Genomic DNA, 17,044 nt, shown 5'->3' with positions numbered 1-17,044 from the left:
ATAGGTGTTCTCCCCAGTGCTACGCCTGTGCGATGAAATGTAGCAGACCTACTACATATGATCCAGGTAATACTTCGCGCCGATCCCGCCGTTTACAGTGAGCGCATGGCCCATCCCGGACGTGTCCGCCCCGACGCCTGTCCGGGTGTCTTCGCCACGCACGACGCCGCAGACGGCGCGCTCGCCCGGATCCGGCTGCCCGGCGGGCGGGTGAGCACCGACCAGGCCGAGGTGCTGGCCTCGTGCGCGGAGGAGCTCGGCGACGGCTCGGTGCACCTGACCTCGCGCGGCAACATCCAGCTGCGTGGCCTGTCGCGGGACACCGGAGAGCTGGCCGCCCGGCTGACGTCGGCCGGCCTGCTGCCCGCGCCCGCGCACGAGCGGGTGCGCAACTACCTGGCCTCGCCGCTGAGCGGGCTCACCGGCGGGCTGGTCGACGTGCGCGAAGCGGTGTTCGAGCTGGACCGGGCGGTGCGCGCGCGGCCCGAGCTGGCCGCTCTGCCGGGCCGGTTCCTGTTCGCGCTCGACGACGGCCGCGGCGACGTGTCGGGCGAGGACGCGGACGTGTGCTGGCGAGCGCTGGACTCCTCGACCGGCGCGGTGTTGCTCGCCGGGCGGGACACCGGCGAGCGGGTGCCGTTCGCCGGGGCGGTCGACGCGCTCGTGCGGAAGGCGTTGTGGTTCCTGGAGGTCCGGGGCAGCGCGTGGCGGGTGCGGGAGCTGGACCTGCGTCTCGGCGAGCGTCTGCCCACGTCACCCGGAGTGCCGATCGGGCCGTTCACCCGCGACGACGGGCGCACCGGTGTCGTCGGCGCGCCGGTGCTGGGGCAGCTCGCGGCCGCGGATCTGCGGGCGCTGGGGGAGGTCGTGGTGACGCCGTGGCGCTCGGTCGTCGTGCCGCTCGGCCTGGACGCGCCGGGACTGGTGACCGATCCCGCCGCGCCGGGGCTGGGGATCAGCGCGTGCATCGGACGGCCGGGCTGCGCGAAGTCGCGCGCCGACGTGCGGGCGGACGCGCGAGCCATGATGCCCCGCGTCCCCGCCGGGGTGCGGATGCACTTCTCCGGATGCGAACGGCGGTGCGGGCGACCGCACGAGCCGCACGTCGACATGCTCGCGGGCAGCGAGGAATACCAGAAGGGAACAGCGTGATCGACTACATCCGCGACGGGGCGGAGATCTACCGCCACTCGTTCGCCACGATCCGCGAGGAGGCCGACCTCGCGATCCTGCCGGAGGACCTGGAGCCGGTCGCGGTCCGCATGATCCACTCGTGCGGGATGGTCGACCTCGTCGACGACCTGGCCTACTCGCTCGACCTCGTCGAGTCGGCCCGTGCCGCGCTGCGCGACGGCGCGCCGGTGCTGTGCGACGCGCAGATGATCGCCAGCGGCGTGACCCGCAAGCGGTTGCCCGCCGCCAACGAGATCCTGTGCACGCTGTCCGACGAGCGCGTGCCCGCGCTGGCCGAGCGGATGGGCACCACCCGTTCGGCGGCCGCGCTGGAGCTGTGGCGGGACAAGCTCGCGGGCTCGGTGGTGGCGATCGGCAACGCGCCGACAGCGTTGTTCCGCCTGCTGGAGATGATCGAGGAGGGCGCCGGGGTGCCCGCCGCGATCATCGGGGTGCCGGTCGGGTTCGTCGGCGCCGCCGAGTCGAAGGAAGAGCTGGTCAAGCGCGCGCCCGCGCCCTACCTGGTGGTGCACGGGCGGCGCGGCGGCAGCGCCATGGCGGTGTCGGCGGTCAACGCGCTCGCGAGCGAGGTCGAATGAAGACGGGCAAGTTGTGGGGTGTCGGACTCGGCCCGGGCGACCCGGAGCTGATGACGGTCAAGGCCGCGCGCCTGATCAGCGAGGCCGACGTGATCGCCTACCACTGCGCGCGGCACGGCCGCAGCATCGCGCGGTCGGTGGCCGAGCCGTACCTGCGGGAGGGTCAGGTCGAGGAACGGCTGATGTACCCGGTGACGACCGAGGGCACCGACCACCCCGGCGGGTACGAGGGCGCGATCGCCGAGTTCTACGAGCTGAGCGCGAAGCGGCTGGCCGAGCACCTGGACGCGGGGCGCGACGTGGTGGTGCTGTGCGAGGGCGACCCGTTCTTCTTCGGCTCCTACATGTACATGCACGAGCGGCTGTGCGACCGGTACGAGGCCGAGGCGGTGCCCGGGGTGACGTCCGTTTCAGCGGCGTCGGCGGTGCTCGGCAAGCCGCTGGTGCAGCGCGACGAGGTGCTCACGATCCTGCCGGGGACGCTGCCCGCGCCGGAACTCGCGCGGCGGCTGGCCGACACGCAGGCCGCGGCGGTGATGAAGCTGGGCCGCACGTTCGGCTCGGTGCGGGAGGCGCTGGCCGAGTCGGGACGGCTGGACGAGGCGTACTACGTCGAGCGGGCCACGTGGCCCAACCAGCGGGTCGAGCCGTTCGCTGACGTGGACCCCTCGACGGTGCCGTACTTCTCGCTGGCGCTGGTGCCGAGCCCGGCTTACGCGTCGCGGAAGGAGCCGGCTGCTGAGCCTGCGGAGGTTGCCGCTGAGGGCGGTGAGGTCGTGGTGGTCGGGCTGGGGCCGGCCGGGCCGGAGTGGCTGACGCCGGAGGCTTCGTCGGCGTTGGCCGAGGCCGAGCACATCGTCGGGTACGGGCCGTACGTGGCGAAGGTGCCGCAGCGGGCGGGGCAGGTGCGGCACGCGTCCGGGAACCGGGTCGAGGCCGACCGGGCCCGGCATGCGCTCTCGCTGGCCGCGTCCGGTGCTCGGGTGGCCGTGGTGTCCTCAGGTGATCCCGGGGTGTTCGCGATGGCTTCCGCGGTGCTGGAGCAGGCGGCTTCGTTGGAAGAGCCCGTGCGGGTGCGGGTGATTCCTGGGGTGACGGCTGCTTCCGCTGCGGCGGCCCGGGTCGGGGCGCCGTTGGGGCATGACTACTGCGTTTTGTCGTTGTCGGATCGGTTGAAGCCTTGGGATGTCATCGAGCGGCGGCTTGATGCGGCTGGGGCGGCGGATCTTGTGGTGGCTCTGTACAACCCGGCTTCGCGGACGCGGACTGAGCAGTTGGTGCGGGCTCGGGATGTGTTGCTGTGGCATCGGGCTGTGGAGACGCCTGTTGTTGTGGCGCGGGATGTTGGGGGTCCTGAGGAGTCGGTGACTGTTACCTCGCTGGGGGAGTTTGATCCTTCGGTGGTTGATATGCGGTGTTTGGTGATTGTCGGGTCGTCGCGGACTCGCGTGACGCATGGGCAGGTGTGGACGCCGCGGTCTTATTGATTGCGTAGCCGCTACGCGGCCGCCCCGATTTTTCATTGTTTCTACGCCCGAGCAGGGGTTGTCAAGGCTGGAAAGAGCACCTTGACAACCCCTGGTCGGGCGCAGAACTGGGCTGTGGATCGGGTGCGGGGGGAGGGGTGGGCGGTCTGTGTGGTCGGTTTTCGTGCCGGGTGGCGGTTTTGTTGGTGGTGAAAAAAAGAAAGCCCCCGCCGTGTGGCGGGGGCTTCTTTAGCGGGTTGGGGTTGAGCCGTTTGGTTGTTGGGGGCCGGGGCCTGGGCTTTGCCAGCCCCACATCGTTTCGGTTCCGTGTTCCACCTGGGGCGCCACCCCGTCGGTGTACGGCTCGATCTGCAGCAGGCGTCCCCACGAGCGGCCGGACTGGTCGCCCTCCAGATAGCTCGGCACCTCGGGCTGGTCGGCCAGCTCCTCGATCCACCCGTTCGGCCCGCCGCCGATGTTGTCCGCCACACCGGCCTCCGCGGCCAGATCACCCGCGGTGATGCGGTACGCCGGGATCTGCGAGATGCCGTCGTGCGAGGCGACCGGGTTCATGCACGGGTACACGAACGCCGCGGGCCAGTCCATGTAGACCGGCGCGCTGCCCACCCGCTGCGTGAGCGTGGTGAACGTCGGCACGCGTGGGGCGCTCACCGCGACCCAGCCGTCGCCCGTGATGTCGTCGTCCTTGGCCACCACGCGCACCCGGTTGACGTCCGCGGGCAGATCACCGATGTCGAGCCGCTCGTCGGCCCACTTCGTCTCGTCCGCCGACGCCCCGGTGCCGACGTTCTCCGCCAGCACGGTCGTCGACCGGACCACCTCGACGCCCGCCGGCGTCTCCCGGCCGAACTCCAGCGCCACGCTCGTCGCCTTGCCCGGGGGCGCCGCGGCGGCGATCGTCACCTGCGCGCCCGCGTGCTGGTCCGGCAGCGCGTACCAGTCGGTGCGCAGCCGGCCCGTCGCGGAGCCCTCGTGGTAGCTGCTCCACATCGGCACGGTCGCCGTGGTGAAACCGTGCGGCGGCGAGTTCAGCGGGTCCTCGTCGCCGTTGCCGTCGGTGTGGAAACCCGCCGACGACTTCTCGTTGCCCTCGTCCTCGGGCCGCGGCAGCGTCGAGTTCTCCTGCGCCGTGGTCTCCGGCACGGTCACCGCCGACACCGGTTTGAGCATGCTCGACACCGGGTCCTGCTCGACCATGACGTGATCGGACAGGTTGCAACTCTTGCCGAACAAGTGGTCCACGTTCGCCGCGGCCAGGCTGTAACTGCCCGTCGACATCTGCTTCTGGATGCCCTTCGCCATGCTGGCGACCTCGAACACCACGACCGCGCCGCACACCACGACCAGCGACGTCGCGCCCAGCCGCAGCGCCCGGCCACGCCGCTCCTGCACCGGCGGCGGCGCACCCGGCCGCTGCATGCGCACGTTCTCCACGAACGCGAACACCGCCGCCACCGCCGCGGCCAGCAGCAGCGCCGTGGACAGGTGGTAGCCCTTGATCGACGGCGCCTTGTCCCACCACGGCACACCGAGGCTGGACACGAACCAGTACGCGTTCGGGCCCGTCGCGGCCAGCGCGGACACCACCAGCAACCCGGCGGTGAACGCCGCCCGGTTGCGCCGCGACCGCAGCACCGTCGAACTCGTCGCCAGCGCGGTCAGCGCCGCCATCGCAGCCCCCACACCGGCGAACGCGCCGAAGTGGTGCGTCCACTTGGTCGGGGTCAGCGCCAGCAGCAGGAAGAACAGCGCCACGGTGCCGATCAGGCGGCGGGCCGGGCCCAGCGCCGCGCCCTGGATGCGGCCGCGGCGCAGCAGCACCACCAGGCAGGTGCCGGTGCACAGGATCAGCAGCAGCACCGGGAACCGGCGGGTCAGCGCGCCGTCCGCGCTGCTCTCGAACAGCAGCTCGTACCGCGACAGCTCCTCGTACCACGACTTGTTCGGGCCGACCGAGCCACGCAGGCGGGTCGCCTCCATCACCGTCGAGAACGTCTGGTCGGCGAAGACCACGATCAGCACGATGAACCCGGCCGCCGCGATCGGCGCCAGCACCGCGGCCCAGCCCGAATCGCGGGCCCGGCTGCGCAGCAAGTGGAACAACGGCTTCGCGGCCACCAGGAACGGCGCCACCGCGATCAACGCGGTCGGCGTCGCGGCCAGCGCGAACGCGGCCCCGATCAGGCCGAGGCACAGCGGCAGCAGACGCCGCGTGACCAGCGAGCGCTCCACGGCGCACAGCGCGATCAGCGAGCCCAGCGCCGCCCACGGCTCGGGACGCACACCGTTGTTGAACGGCAGCCACCACACCAGGAACACCACGGCCGCGGCCCAGCCCGCCGCCGGGCTGATCCGGACCTCCTTGCCCAGCCGCGGCAGCACCTCACGGCTGATCAGCAGCCAGCTCAGCACGCCGAGCAGGAACGACGGCAACCGGATCCACGGCGGCACCGTGGACACCGTCGCCATCAGCTCGTAGATGTGGTCGTTCCACCCGAACGGCGCCTCCGCGACGCCGAACCAGCGGTGATAGTTGGTCAGGTAACCCACCTGGTCGGCGACTCTGGCCATGGTCAGGATGTAGCCGTCGTCCGAGGTCACCGGCCCGATGAACACCCACGCGCCGAGCACGCCGAAGACGGTCACGTCCCGCTTGGTGAGCTTCCACCAGCCGATCGGCGCCCACCGCGGCGCGCGCCGTGCGGTGCCCGAGTCCAGCCGGTTGACCGCGATCAGGCAGCCGATCAGCGACAGCACGCCGAACACACCGATGCCGACCTTCAACCCGGTGGGGGACGACTGGTAGCGGGTGTCCGGGGTGATGCCGACCGACAGGCCGGCGATCGGGTCCCGCGCCGACGAGATGTCGGTGTAGATGCCCAGCACGCGTGGCCGGACGTCGCCCGCCGAGTCGTAGACCGGCGTGCCCGCCACCGACAGGGTGGTGTGCGTCGCGGTCGAGCTGACCCGCACGTCGCACCCCGCGGCCGGCAGCGGCTGGCGCGCGACCTGCTGGCCGCGGCTGGTCGCGGTGAGCACGCCGTCCTGGACGTTGAGCTGCAGGCCGGCGCCGTTGCCCGCGCGGGCGGGCGGCACGGTCGAGAACAGCAGCCCCGCGCCCGCGGTGCGCGCGTCGAGCGACTGGATCGTCGCGCACGGCACACCGACCTGCAGGTCCTGCGCCCAGTAGCCGACGAGCGGAGCGTTCACCGGGCGCGTGTCGCTGCCGGCCGGCCACACGATCTTCGCCGTGTCCTGGACGACCGGCAGCAACGGGAAGGCGACCGCGCAACCCGCGGCGAACAGGCCCAGTACGACGGCGAGGAGCCGCCACAAGAACGTGCGAGGTCGCTCCGGGGAGGTGCGTGCCGAAGTGCCCGGCTGGTCCGGGTCGGTCACCTCATCCGGTGCGACAGTAGGTGTCCTGCTGGCCATCCACATTGGCAGAACGCTATCGCGATGCTTCCTCGCGCTCGCTTCGGGATGGGGGTGTGCCGAACCGCTCACGGTGCGTCGCCGCCGACAACGGCCGCCGCTCGCGCCACCCGTGGCGCTCCAGGTCCGGAATGTCCTGGAGCCGGGTCACCGGGCCGAGGCAGAGCCACGCCACCGGCCGCACCCCGGCCGGGATCCCGAGCAGGTCGCGCAGGAAATCCTCGCGGTAGAAGCTCACCCAGCCGACGCCGAGGCCCTCCGCGGTGGCCGCCAGCCAGAGGTTCTGGATGGCCAGGCACACCGAATACAGGCCGGCGTCGGCGATCGCGTGGCGGCCGAGCACGTCCGGCGCGCCGCGGCTCTCGTCGTAGGTCACGACGACACCGAGCGAGGACGACAGGATGCCCTCGATCTTGATCGGCGCGAAGGTCTCCCGGCGCTCCGGCGGCAGCGACGCGGCGAACACCTCGCGCTCGGCGAGCACGTGTTCGCGGAACGCGGTGCGCGTCCGGGTGCTCTCGACGAGCACGAAATCCCACGGCTGGGTGAGTCCGACGCTGGGCGCGGAGTGCGCGGCCTCGAGCACGCGGGTCAGCACCTCGTCGTCGATGGGCTCGCCGGTGAACTCCGCGCGCACGTCCCGCCGTCGCCGCAGGACCTCGTAGAACTCCTCGATCATGCGTCCAGGATCGCCGACACCCAGCGCAGGGCGGCGTCCACGTCCGCGACGGTGTGCGCGGGCGGGCGCGGCGGGCGCCGCACGACGACCACCGGCACGCCCTCTTGACGGGCCGCGACGAGCTTCGCGGTGGTCATGTCGCCGCCGCTGTCCTTGGTGACCAGCACGTCGATGCGGTGCTCACGCAGCAGCGCGGTCTCGCCTTCGACGGTGTACGGGCCGCGGTCGAGGAGGACCTCCAGGCGCGGCGGCAGCGGCGGCTCCGGCGGGTCGACGCAGCGGGCCAGGAAGTGCGGCCGCGTGCAGCGCGCGAAGGCGGACAGGCCCTGGCGGCCGCTGGTGAGGAAGATCCGGTCGCCGAGGCGTTCCACCAGGTCGGCGGCCTCGTCGAGGGTGTCCACCCAGTGCCAGTCGTCGCCGGGGCCCTGCTGCCAGCCGGGGCGCTGCAGGCGCAGCAGAGGGACGTCCGCCCGGTGCGCGGCCTCGACGGCGGAGGCGCCGATGCGTTCGGCGAACGGATGTGTGGCGTCCACCACGGCGGCGGTGCCGTGCTCGGTCAGCCAGCGCGCGAGGCCGTCCGGCCCGCCGAAGCCGCCGACGCGCACCTCGCCGACCGGCAGACGCGGGTTGGCGACCCGCCCGGCCAGCGATGACGTCACCGCGACGCCGCGTCGCACGAGCCCGGCGGCCAGCGCACGGGCCTCACCGGTGCCTCCGAGCACGAGTACTTCCGTCACGCCAGCCATACTGCCTGGTGATGAGGTACGGGTGGACCACCGGAGCGTGTGCGACCGCGGCCACCACGGCCGCGTACACCGCGCTGCTCACCGGCGAGTTCCCCGACCCGGTCGAGGTGGAGCTGCCGCAGGGGCGGCGCCCGGCGTTCGCGCTGGCCACCGAGCGGTTGGACGCGGACTCGGCCACCGCCGGGGTGATCAAGGACGCCGGTGACGACCCGGACGTGACACACGGCGCGCTGATCCTGTCCACCGTCCGGCGCGGCGAGCCAGGCAGCGGCGTGACGTTCCGCGCGGGCATCGGGGTGGGGACGGTGACCCTGCCCGGGCTGCCGTTGCCGGTCGGCGAGCCGGCGATCAACCCGGTGCCGCGGCGGCTGATGACCGAGGCGGTGCGGCGGGTCGCGGCCGCGTTCGGCGATGCCGGGGATGTCGTGGTCGAGATCTCCGTGCCCGAGGGGGAGGAGCTGGCGCGGCAGACGTGGAACCCGCGGCTCGGCATCCTCGGCGGGCTGTCGATCCTCGGCACGACCGGCGTGGTGGTGCCGTACTCGTGCTCGGCGTGGATCGACAGCATCCGGCGCGGGGTCGACGTCGCGCGGGCGCTGGGGCACGAACACGTGGCCGGCGCGACGGGCAGCACGTCGGAGCGGGCGGTCGCCGCGCGGTACGGGTTGCCGGAGACGGCGTTGCTCGACATGGGGGACTTCGCGGGCGCGGTGCTCAAGTACGTGAGGCGCCATCCCGTGCCGCGGCTGACGATCGCGGGCGGGTTCGCGAAGATGTCGAAGCTCGCGGCCGGGCACCTGGACCTGCACTCGAAGCGGTCGCAAGTGGATCTCGCGCTGCTGGCCTCGCTGGCGCCCGAGCCGCTGGCCGCGCGGATTCTCGAGGCGAACACGGCGCTGCACGCGCTGCAGCTGTCGCAGGAGGCGGGCTTCCCGATCGGCGAGGCGGTCGCGGACCGGGCGCGGGCGTTCGCGGCGTCGGTGCTGGCCCCGGCGCCGGTCGCGGTGGACGTGCTGGTGATCGACCGGGCGGGGAACGTGGTCGGGGTCAGCGGGGCCTGAGCTTGTCCGACCGGTCCCGCGCCGCCGAGTACAGGTAGCTGTCCGGGAACTTCTCCGCCCCCAGGACGCGGCCCACGAAGATCACCGCCGCGCGGTCGATTCCCGCGGCGCGCACCTCCTGCGCGATCCGCGACAAAATCCCGCGCAGGATCCGCTGCCCCGGCTGGCTCGCGCAGTGCACCACGGCCACCGGGCAGTCCGCGCCGTAGTGCGGCAGCAGCTCCTCGACCACCTGCTCGATCCGGTTGATCGCCAGGTGCACGGCCAGCGTCGTGCCGGTCGCGGCGAAGTTCGCCAGCGTCTCGCCCTCCGGCATGGCCGTCGAGCGGGCCTGGACGCGCGTGATGACCAGGCTCTGCCCGATCGTCGGCACCGTCAGTTCGCGCCCCAGCTCCGCGGCCGCCGCGGCGAACGCGGGCACGCCGGGCACCACCTGGTACGGCACGCCGGCCGCGTCGAGGCGGCGCATCTGCTCGGCCACCGCGCTGTAGATCGACGGGTCGCCCGAGCACAGCCGCGCCACGTCGTGGCCCGCGCGGTCCGCCGCGACCAGCTCGCCGACGATCTGGTCCAGCGACAGGTCCGCCGTGTCGATCCGGCGCGCGTCCGCGGGGCAGTGGTCGAGCAGGTCGGGCGGCGTCAGGCTGCCCGGGTACAGGCAGACCCCGCAGCGCGCCAGCAGGTCGCGGCCGCGCACGGTGATCAGGTCGGCCGCGCCGGGGCCGGCGCCGATGAAGAACACGGTCATTTCACGAAACTCCATTGCGTCACGGTCCGGGCCGGGGTCCAGCCGGTGAATCCGCCGAGCGGCGCGGCGTGCTCGACGGCGATCCGGGTCAGCTCGCCGCCGTGCCGCTGGTATGCCGTCGCCAGCGCCTGTTCCGAGTCGAGCGTCACCGCGTGGGCGACGAGCCGTCCGCCGGGCCGCAGCGCGTCCAGGCAGACGTCCAGCGACGCCAGCCCGCCGCCGACGAACACCGCGTCGGGCGTGGGCAGGTCCGCCAGCACCTCCGGCGCCGCACCCGTCACGACCCGCAGCTCGGGCACCCCCAGCCGGTCCGCGTTGCGCTGGATCCGCGCGGCCCGTTCCGCACTGCGCTCGACGGCGATCGCGCGGTTCGCCGGATGCGCCCGCGACCACTCGATCCCGACGCTGCCGGCGCCCGCGCCGACGTCCCACAGCAGCTCGCCGGGCACCGGCGCGAGCCGGGCCAGCGCGCTCGCCCGCAGGTCCCGCTTGGTGATCTGCCCGTCGTGTTCGAAGGCGTCGTCCGGCAGCCCGGGCAGGGCCGGCAACGCCGGGCCTGAGCACTCGACAGCGACGACGTTCAACGGGTCGCCCGCCGGGTGTGACCAGTCTCGCGCGAAACCTTCGACGCGGCGCTCGGCCGGACCGCCGAGCTGCTCCAGCACCGTGAGTTTGCTCTCGCCGAAACCCCTTGCCACCAGCACCTCGGCGAGTTCCGCGGGCGTGCCGCCGTCGGAGCTGAGCACCACCAGCCGCGCCCCCGGCGCGAGCGCGCGGCTCACCCGGTGCACGCTGCGCCCGACGACGCTGACCACCTCGGTCTCCTCCGCGGACCAGCCCATCCGGGCCCGCGCGAGCGCGACCGACGACACCGCGGGCACGATCCGCACCTCGTCCGGGCCGAACCGCCTGACCAGCGTCGTCCCGATGCCGGACAGCAGCGGATCCCCGCTGGCCAGCACGCCGATCCGGCGTCCGGCGTGCTCGGCGAACAGGCCGTCCAGCGCGGGCAGCAGCGGGCTGGGCCACGCCACTTTCGGCACGTCGAGCGGCACCAGGTCGAGCTGGCGGCGGCCGCCGAACAGCACCTCGGCCGCCGCGATCTCGGCGCGCGCGGGCTCGGTCAGCCCGGCCCACCCGTCGGCCGGGACACCCACAACGACGATCCTCACGGGGCTGACCGTATGCGATGATCCTGGGGACGGTCGCCGCAGGAACCCGGTGCGATTCCGGGGCGGTCCCGCCACTGTGACCGGCCCGCGGGCCGGGAGCCAGAGCTTCGGCGGCCGTTACGTGCCCGGCACGTGCCCTGTTCAGGCGGGCGAGGACACCCGCGCGTGGCGAAGGAGTTCGCTTGAGGCCGTATCCGTTCACCGCCGTCGTCGGGATGCCGGACCTCCGGCTCGGACTGGTGCTCTCGGCGATCTCCCCGGCCATCGGCGGCGTGCTGGTGCGCGGCGAGAAGGGCACCGCGAAGTCGACGATGGTGCGCGCGCTGGCCGGCCTGCTGCCCGAGGTCGACGTCGTCGAGGGCTGCCGGTTCTCCTGCGACCCCGCCGCGCCCGACCCGAACTGCCCCGACGCGCCCCACGGCACGCGCGCGGTCCGCCGCCCGGCGCGGCTGGTCGAGCTGCCGGTCGGCGCGGCCGAGGACCGCGTGATCGGGTCACTCAACCTGGAACGCGCGCTGACCGAGGGCGTCACCGACTTCCAGCCCGGCCTGCTCGCCGCCGCGCACCGCGGCCTGCTCTACGTCGACGAGGTCAACCTGCTGCACGACCACCTGGTCGACACGCTGCTCGACGCGGCGGCGATGGGCCGCGCGACCGTCGAGCGCGAGGGCGTGTCGGTGTCGCACGCGGCGCGGTTCGTGTTGATCGGCACCATGAACCCGGAGGAGGGCGAGCTGCGGCCGCAGCTGCTCGACCGGTTCGGGCTGACCGTTGAGGTGGCCGCGAGCCGCGATCCGGAGCAGAGAGCCGAGGTGATCCGTCGTCGGCTGGCTTACGAGGCGGACCCGGACGCGTTCGCCGCGCGGTTCGAGGACACCGACGCCCAGCTCGCGGCCGAGATCGCGGCGGCGCAGAAGCTCCTGCCGTCGGTCGAGCTGAGCGACGACGCCCTGCGGCAGATTGCCGAGGTGTGCGCGGCGTTCGAGGTCGACGGGATGCGCGCGGACATCGTCACCGCCCGCACCGCGGTCGCCCACGCGGCGTGGAGCGGGCGCACCGACGTGTCCACAGAGGACATCCGCGTCGCGGCGCGGCTCGCGTTGCCGCACCGGCGCCGCCGCAACCCGTTCGACGCGCCCGGGATCGACGAGGAGCAGCTGGAACAGGCGCTGCGCGACGCCGAGCCGCCGGAGGACCCCGGTCCGCCGGACGACGACGGCCCCGGCTCGGGTTCCGACGCCCCGGCCGAAACCCCGCAGGGGCAGCAGAACGACAGCGGCGGGGAACCCGGCGGCGGTGGGAGCGAGCAGCAGTCCGTCGGCGCGGGGAAGCCTTATCGGGCCAGGATGTTCCGCGTCGCTGGTCTCGGGGAGGGGGCGCATGGCAAGCGGTCCCGCGCGGTGACCGACGCCGGGCGGACCATCGGCGTCCGGCCGCCCGGCACGCGCGCGGGGCGGCCGCACCTGGTCGCGACCGTGCGGGCAGCCGCGCCGCACCAGCGCTCCCGCGGCCGCGACGGCGCCGGCCTGGTGCTGCGGCCCAGCGACCTGCGGTTCGCACTGCGCGAGGGCCGCGAGGGCAACCTCGTGCTGTTCTGCGTCGACGCGTCCGGCTCGATGGGCGCGAAGTCGCGGATGCGGGAGGTCAAGGCCGCCGTCCTGTCGCTGCTGCTGGACGCCTACCAGCGGCGGGACAAGGTCGGGCTGGTGACGTTCCGGGCGGGCGCCGCCGAGCTGGCGCTGCCGCCGACGATCAGTGTCGAGGCCGCCGCCGCGCGCTTGGAGGGCTTGCCGACCGGCGGGCGGACGCCGCTCGCGGAAGGACTGCTGGAGGCGGCGCGCGTGCTGCGGGTCGAGGCGGTGCGGGACCCGCGCCGTCGTCCGCTGCTGGTCGTGGTCACCGACGGCCGGGCCACCAGCGGCGCGGACGCGGTCGCGCGCTCGCAGCAAGCCGCGGACATGCTGGCCGGCGCGGGCGTCGCGTCCGTGGTGATGGATTGCGAGACCGGGCGCATGCGGCTGGGGCTCGCGGCGGAACTGGCCGCGCGGCTGGGCGGCGAGCACGTGCCGCTGGGCGAGGTCGCCGCCGACACGCTGGCCACCGAGGTACGCAGGAGGGCTGCCTGATGCCGCAGGGGAAACCGCTGGTCGTGCCGGACGACGGCCTCACCACGCGCCAGCGGCGCAACCGGCCGCTGCTCGCCGTGCACACCGGTGAGATGAAGGGCAAGTCCACCGCCGCGTTCGGCATGGCGCTACGGGCGTGGAACCAGGGCTGGTCGATCGGCGTGTTCCAGTTCGTCAAGTCGGCGAAGTGGAAGGTGGGCGAGGAGAACGCATTCCGCGCGCTGGGCGCCCTGCACGAGAGCAGCGGCCAGGGCGGGCCGGTCGAGTGGCACAAGATGGGCGAGGGCTGGAGCTGGTCGCGCAAGCAGGGGTCGGACGAGGACCACGCCGCCAACGCGCGGGAGGGCTGGGCGGAGATCAAGCGCCGCCTCGCCGAGGAGCGCCACGACTTCTACGTGCTCGACGAGTTCACCTATCCGCTGCACTGGGGCTGGATCGACACCGCCGAGGTGGTCGCCGCTCTGCGCGACCGGCCGGGCCGCCAGCACGTGGTGATCACCGGCCGCAACGCGCCCGAGGAGCTGATCGAGGCCGCCGACCTGGTGACGCACATGACGAAGGTCAAGCACCCGATGGACGCCGGGCAAAAGGGCCAGCGGGGCATCGAATGGTGAATCGCGTCGTCATCGCCGCGCCCGCGTCCGGGCACGGCAAGACGACTATCGCGACCGGGCTGATGGCCGCGTTGCGGGCGCGCGGGCTGGCGGTGTCCGGGCACAAGGTCGGGCCGGATTTCATCGACCCCGGCTACCACTCGCTGGCGACCGGACGGCCGCCGCGCAACCTGGATCCGTTCCTGCAGGGCGAAGATCTGTTGGCGCCGTTGCTGCGGCACGGTTCCGCGGGCGCGGACATCGCGGTGATCGAAGGCGTGATGGGCCTGTTCGACGGGCAGCTCGGCACCGAGGGCTACGCGTCGACCGCGCACGTCGCGCGGCTGCTGGGCGCGCCGGTGGTGCTCGTGGTGGACGCGTCGGCGGCGAGCCGCAGCGTCGCGGCGATGGTGCTCGGGTTCGCGCGCTACGAGCCGGGCGTCGAGATCGCGGGCGTCATCCTCAACAAGCTGGGGTCGCCCCGGCACGAGGAGGAGATCCGCGCGGCGCTGGTGCGCACCGGGATCCCCGTCCTGGGCGCGTTGCGGCGCAGCGACGACATCCACGCGCCGAGCCGTCACCTCGGGCTGGTGCCTGCCGCCGAACGGGACGCCGAGTCCCGGGAACTGCTGCCGAAGCTGGCCGCGTGGGTGGCCGATGGCGTCGACCTGGAAGCGATCGTGCGGGTGGCGCGGACGGCCGGTCCGCTCAGCGCGCCGGCGTGGGAGCCGACCGGGTCGTATTCGGGACCGCGCCGGGTGGTCGCGGCGGCCGCGGGACCGGCGTTCACGTTCCGCTACACCGAGACCGTGGAGTTGCTCGCAGCGTCCGGTGTGGACGTCGTGGACCTGGATCCGTTGCACGACAAGGCGCTTCCCGAGGGGTGCGCCGGGTTGTACTTCGGGGGCGGGTTCCCGGAGGTGCACGTCGAGGACCTGTCGGCGAACGCGCCGTTGCGCGAGGAGCTGGCCGCGGCGATCCGGAGCGGGATGCCGGTGGTGGCGGAGTGCGCTGGGTTGCTGTACCTGTGCCGGGAGCTGGACGGGCTGCCGATGGTGGGAGCGCTGGACGCGTCGGCGGAGATGACCAAGCGGGGCGCGCTCGGGTACCGGACGGCTTCCGCCGCGCAGGACCACCTGCTGGCCCGCGCCGGGGAGCGGGTGACCGGGCACGAGTTCCACCGGACCGTGGTGACGCCACGGGCGGGCGCGGTGCCGGCGTGGGAGTGGGATGGCGTCGCCGAGGGTTTCGCCTCGTCCACGCTGCACGCGTCCTACCTGCACGTCCACTGGGCCGGGCACCCCGCGCTGGCGCACCGGTTCGCGGCGGCGGTGCACGCGCGTGGCTGACTACGACCTGCACCACCACGGGGATCGCGAGGTCGGGGACGGCCTGGTGGACCTGGCGGTGAACGTCCGGCTGCCGTCGCCGCCGCCGTGGCTGCGCGCGGAGCTGGCCGCGGCGCTGGAAGATCTGGCCGCTTATCCCGATCCGGGCGAGGCTGCCGAGGCGGTCGCTGCGCGGCACGGCCGTGAGGTGTCGGATGTGCTGGTGACGGCGGGCGCGGCGGAGGCGTTCACGTTGCTGGCCAACGCCTTGCGGCCGCGGCACGCGGTGGTGGTGCACCCGCAGTTCACCGAGCCGGAGGCGGCGCTGCGCGCGGCGGGCCACGAGGTCGACCGGGTCGTGTTGTCCGCTTCGGACGGTTTCAGGCTGGGACCGGTGCCCGCGGACGCGGACCTGGTGTTCGTCGGCAACCCCACGAACCCGACTTCCGTGTTGCACCCGGCGTCCGCGTTGCGTGCGCTCGTGCGACCTGGCCGGGTGCTGGTGGTGGACGAGGCCTTTTTGGACGCGGTGCCCGGCGAGCCGGAAAGCCTGGCGGGGGAACGGATTCCGGGTGTGGTGGTGATCCGCAGCCTGACGAAGACCTGGGGCATCGCGGGCCTGCGCGCGGGCTATCTGCTGGCCGAACCGTCGCTTGTGGACACGCTGCGGGCCGTGCAGCCGCCGTGGTCGGTGTCGACGCTCGCCGCGCGGGCGGTGGTCGCCTGCATGCGGCCGTCGGCGCTGGACGAGGCGGACAAGCTGGCCGTGCGGGCGGAGCAGGACCGGGAGCACCTGGTCGCCGGGCTGCGCTCGCTGGGCGTCGAGGTGGCCGGTGAGCCGCGCGGTCCGTTCGTGCTGGTGCGCATCCCCGGCGCGGCGGACCTGCGGCTGCGCCTGCGCGCGGCGGGATACGCCGTCCGCCGCGGCGACACGTTCCCCGGCCTGGACGGCGACTGGCTGCGGATCGCGGTCCGGGAGCCCGCGGTGACCGACTCCTTCCTGGACGCGCTACGACGCTTGCGCTGACCCCGGGATTCCCAGCAGCGCGAGGAAAGCGGCCGCCGCGGGCGTCGGGCCGGAGCGGCTCCAGGCGACGTACTCGACGCGGGCCGGCGCGTCCGTGACCTCGATGGTGACCACCCCCGTCAGCTGGGGCACGTAGGCGGACGGGAGCATCGCCACGCCGAGACCCTGCCGGACCATCCGCGCCAGCAGCGCGGCGTTGGTCACCTCGAAGGCGACGTCCCGGTCCAGGCCCGCCGCGGCGAACGCCTGGTCGCTCTGCACCCGGCCGGCCGTCGCCGCGGGCAGGTCCACGAACGTCTCGCCGGCGAGACGCTTCAGGTCGACCGCCGGTTCGCCGGCGAGGGGGTGGTCCGGCGCGACGATCGCGACGTGGGTGTCCCTGGCGAGTTCGCGCGCGTGCACGCCCTCGGGTCGCGTGGTCGTGGGCAGCCCCAGGAACGCCACGTCGACCGCGCCCCGCACGACCCGCTCGGTGAGTTCCTCGCTCGGGCTCACCCGCAGGCTGACCCGCACGTTGGGGTGGCGCTGGTGGAACTCCCGCAGTGCGGCCGGGATGTCGACCGCGGCGACGGTGGAGATCGACCCGACCGCGAGGCGCCCGCGGACCTCGCCGACCGCCGCGGCGACCTCGGCGGCCGCACGCTCGGCCGCGTGCAGGCACTCCCGGGCGGCGGGCAGGAACGCGGCGCCCGCCGGGGTCAGCCGCACGCGCCGGCTGGTGCGCTCGAAGAGCCGGGCGCCCAGTTCCCGTTCCAGCCGCGCGATCTGCTGGCTCAGTGCGGACTGGACGACCAGGCAGCGCTGCGCGGCCCGGGTGAAGCTGTTGGTCTCCGCCACGGCGACGACGTAACGCATCTGCTGGAGCTCCAT

The 17,044-nt window shown here is 73.5% G+C and carries 14 protein-coding genes and 1 riboswitch; of the genes, 8 read left to right on the top strand and 6 right to left on the bottom strand.

The genetic code is table 11. From position 1 onward, the window contains the following. Positions 1-105 precede the first annotated feature (105 nt). The 3 genes from ACCP09_RS07395 to ACCP09_RS07385 are packed head-to-tail and all read left to right on the top strand — an operon-like array spanning position 106 to position 3,259. On the top strand, positions 106-1,152 hold the full coding sequence (locus ACCP09_RS07395; protein WP_433744325.1) for a precorrin-3B synthase: 1,047 nt from the start codon (positions 106-108) through the stop codon (positions 1,150-1,152). After that, positions 1,149-1,772 carry a precorrin-8X methylmutase gene (locus ACCP09_RS07390; protein ID WP_431905480.1) on the top strand — a complete coding sequence of 208 codons (624 nt, stop codon included), beginning with the start codon at positions 1,149-1,151 and terminating at the stop codon, positions 1,770-1,772. Before ACCP09_RS07395 ends, ACCP09_RS07390 begins: the two co-directional genes overlap by 4 nt. Beyond that, positions 1,769-3,259, top strand: a complete 1,491-nt coding sequence (locus ACCP09_RS07385; RefSeq protein ID WP_378335407.1) for a precorrin-2 C(20)-methyltransferase — start codon at positions 1,769-1,771, stop codon at positions 3,257-3,259. Before ACCP09_RS07390 ends, ACCP09_RS07385 begins: the two co-directional genes overlap by 4 nt. Positions 3,260-3,487: 228 nt before the next feature. On the opposite strand, the gene ACCP09_RS07380 is transcribed toward ACCP09_RS07385, so the two are convergent. The 3 genes from ACCP09_RS07380 to ACCP09_RS07370 are packed head-to-tail and all read right to left on the bottom strand — an operon-like array spanning position 3,488 to position 8,119. Then, the gene (locus ACCP09_RS07380) at positions 3,488-6,658 is read right to left on the bottom strand and encodes an arabinosyltransferase domain-containing protein (RefSeq protein ID WP_123685128.1); all 3,171 of its coding nucleotides are present in this window, start codon (positions 6,656-6,658) and stop codon (positions 3,488-3,490) included. Positions 6,659-6,710: 52 nt separating this feature from the next. Further along, a complete protein-coding gene (bluB, locus tag ACCP09_RS07375; RefSeq protein WP_433744320.1) occupies positions 6,711-7,373 on the bottom strand; it encodes a 5,6-dimethylbenzimidazole synthase in 663 nt (220 codons plus the stop codon). Next, entirely contained in the window at positions 7,370-8,119 is a 750-nt protein-coding gene (locus ACCP09_RS07370) for a cobalt-precorrin-6A reductase (RefSeq protein ID WP_378365905.1), read from the bottom strand. Before ACCP09_RS07370 ends, bluB begins: the two co-directional genes overlap by 4 nt. An 11-nt stretch (positions 8,120-8,130) precedes the next feature. On the opposite strand from ACCP09_RS07370, the gene ACCP09_RS07365 reads away from it, so the two are divergent. Beyond that, a complete protein-coding gene (locus ACCP09_RS07365; protein ID WP_433744316.1) occupies positions 8,131-9,180 on the top strand; it encodes a cobalt-precorrin-5B (C(1))-methyltransferase in 1,050 nt (349 codons plus the stop codon). Here the strand turns inward: ACCP09_RS07365 and cobM are convergent. Next, positions 9,167-9,928: a precorrin-4 C(11)-methyltransferase gene (gene cobM / locus ACCP09_RS07360; protein WP_433744362.1), complete on the bottom strand. Its 762-nt coding sequence runs from the start codon at positions 9,926-9,928 to the stop codon at positions 9,167-9,169. The two genes, ACCP09_RS07365 and cobM, sit on opposite strands and share 14 nt — an antisense overlap. Then, complete coding sequence (gene cbiE / locus ACCP09_RS07355) at positions 9,925-11,085, bottom strand: precorrin-6y C5,15-methyltransferase (decarboxylating) subunit CbiE (RefSeq protein WP_400989635.1); 1,161 nt, start codon at positions 11,083-11,085, stop codon at positions 9,925-9,927. The genes cobM and cbiE overlap by 4 nt, the downstream gene beginning before the upstream one ends. Continuing rightward, a riboswitch (cobalamin riboswitch) is annotated at positions 11,086-11,223 on the top strand. Between the two features lie 59 nt (positions 11,224-11,282). Between cbiE and ACCP09_RS07350 the strand changes: the two genes are divergently transcribed. From ACCP09_RS07350 to cobC, 4 genes are read left to right on the top strand one after another with little or no spacing between them, the layout of a single operon-like run. After that, positions 11,283-13,226, top strand: a complete 1,944-nt coding sequence (locus tag ACCP09_RS07350) for a putative cobaltochelatase (RefSeq protein ID WP_433744313.1) — start codon at positions 11,283-11,285, stop codon at positions 13,224-13,226. Beyond that, positions 13,226-13,840: a cob(I)yrinic acid a,c-diamide adenosyltransferase gene (cobO, locus tag ACCP09_RS07345; protein ID WP_020421889.1), complete on the top strand. Its 615-nt coding sequence runs from the start codon at positions 13,226-13,228 to the stop codon at positions 13,838-13,840. The genes ACCP09_RS07350 and cobO overlap by 1 nt, the downstream gene beginning before the upstream one ends. Next, positions 13,834-15,168 carry a cobyrinate a,c-diamide synthase gene (locus ACCP09_RS07340; RefSeq protein WP_433744310.1) on the top strand — a complete coding sequence of 445 codons (1,335 nt, stop codon included), beginning with the start codon at positions 13,834-13,836 and terminating at the stop codon, positions 15,166-15,168. Before cobO ends, ACCP09_RS07340 begins: the two co-directional genes overlap by 7 nt. Next, positions 15,161-16,174, top strand: a complete 1,014-nt coding sequence (gene cobC / locus ACCP09_RS07335) for an Rv2231c family pyridoxal phosphate-dependent protein CobC (protein WP_433744307.1) — start codon at positions 15,161-15,163, stop codon at positions 16,172-16,174. The genes ACCP09_RS07340 and cobC overlap by 8 nt, the downstream gene beginning before the upstream one ends. Here the strand turns inward: cobC and ACCP09_RS07330 are convergent. Beyond that, complete coding sequence (locus ACCP09_RS07330) at positions 16,157-17,044, bottom strand: LysR family transcriptional regulator (RefSeq protein ID WP_433744304.1); 888 nt, start codon at positions 17,042-17,044, stop codon at positions 16,157-16,159. The two genes, cobC and ACCP09_RS07330, sit on opposite strands and share 18 nt — an antisense overlap.

This window comes from Amycolatopsis sp. 3B14, from assembly GCF_050958625.1.
Lineage (GTDB): Bacteria > Actinomycetota > Actinomycetes > Mycobacteriales > Pseudonocardiaceae > Amycolatopsis_E > Amycolatopsis_E thermoflava.
This window is presented reverse-complemented; position numbering and strand designations above follow the sequence as displayed.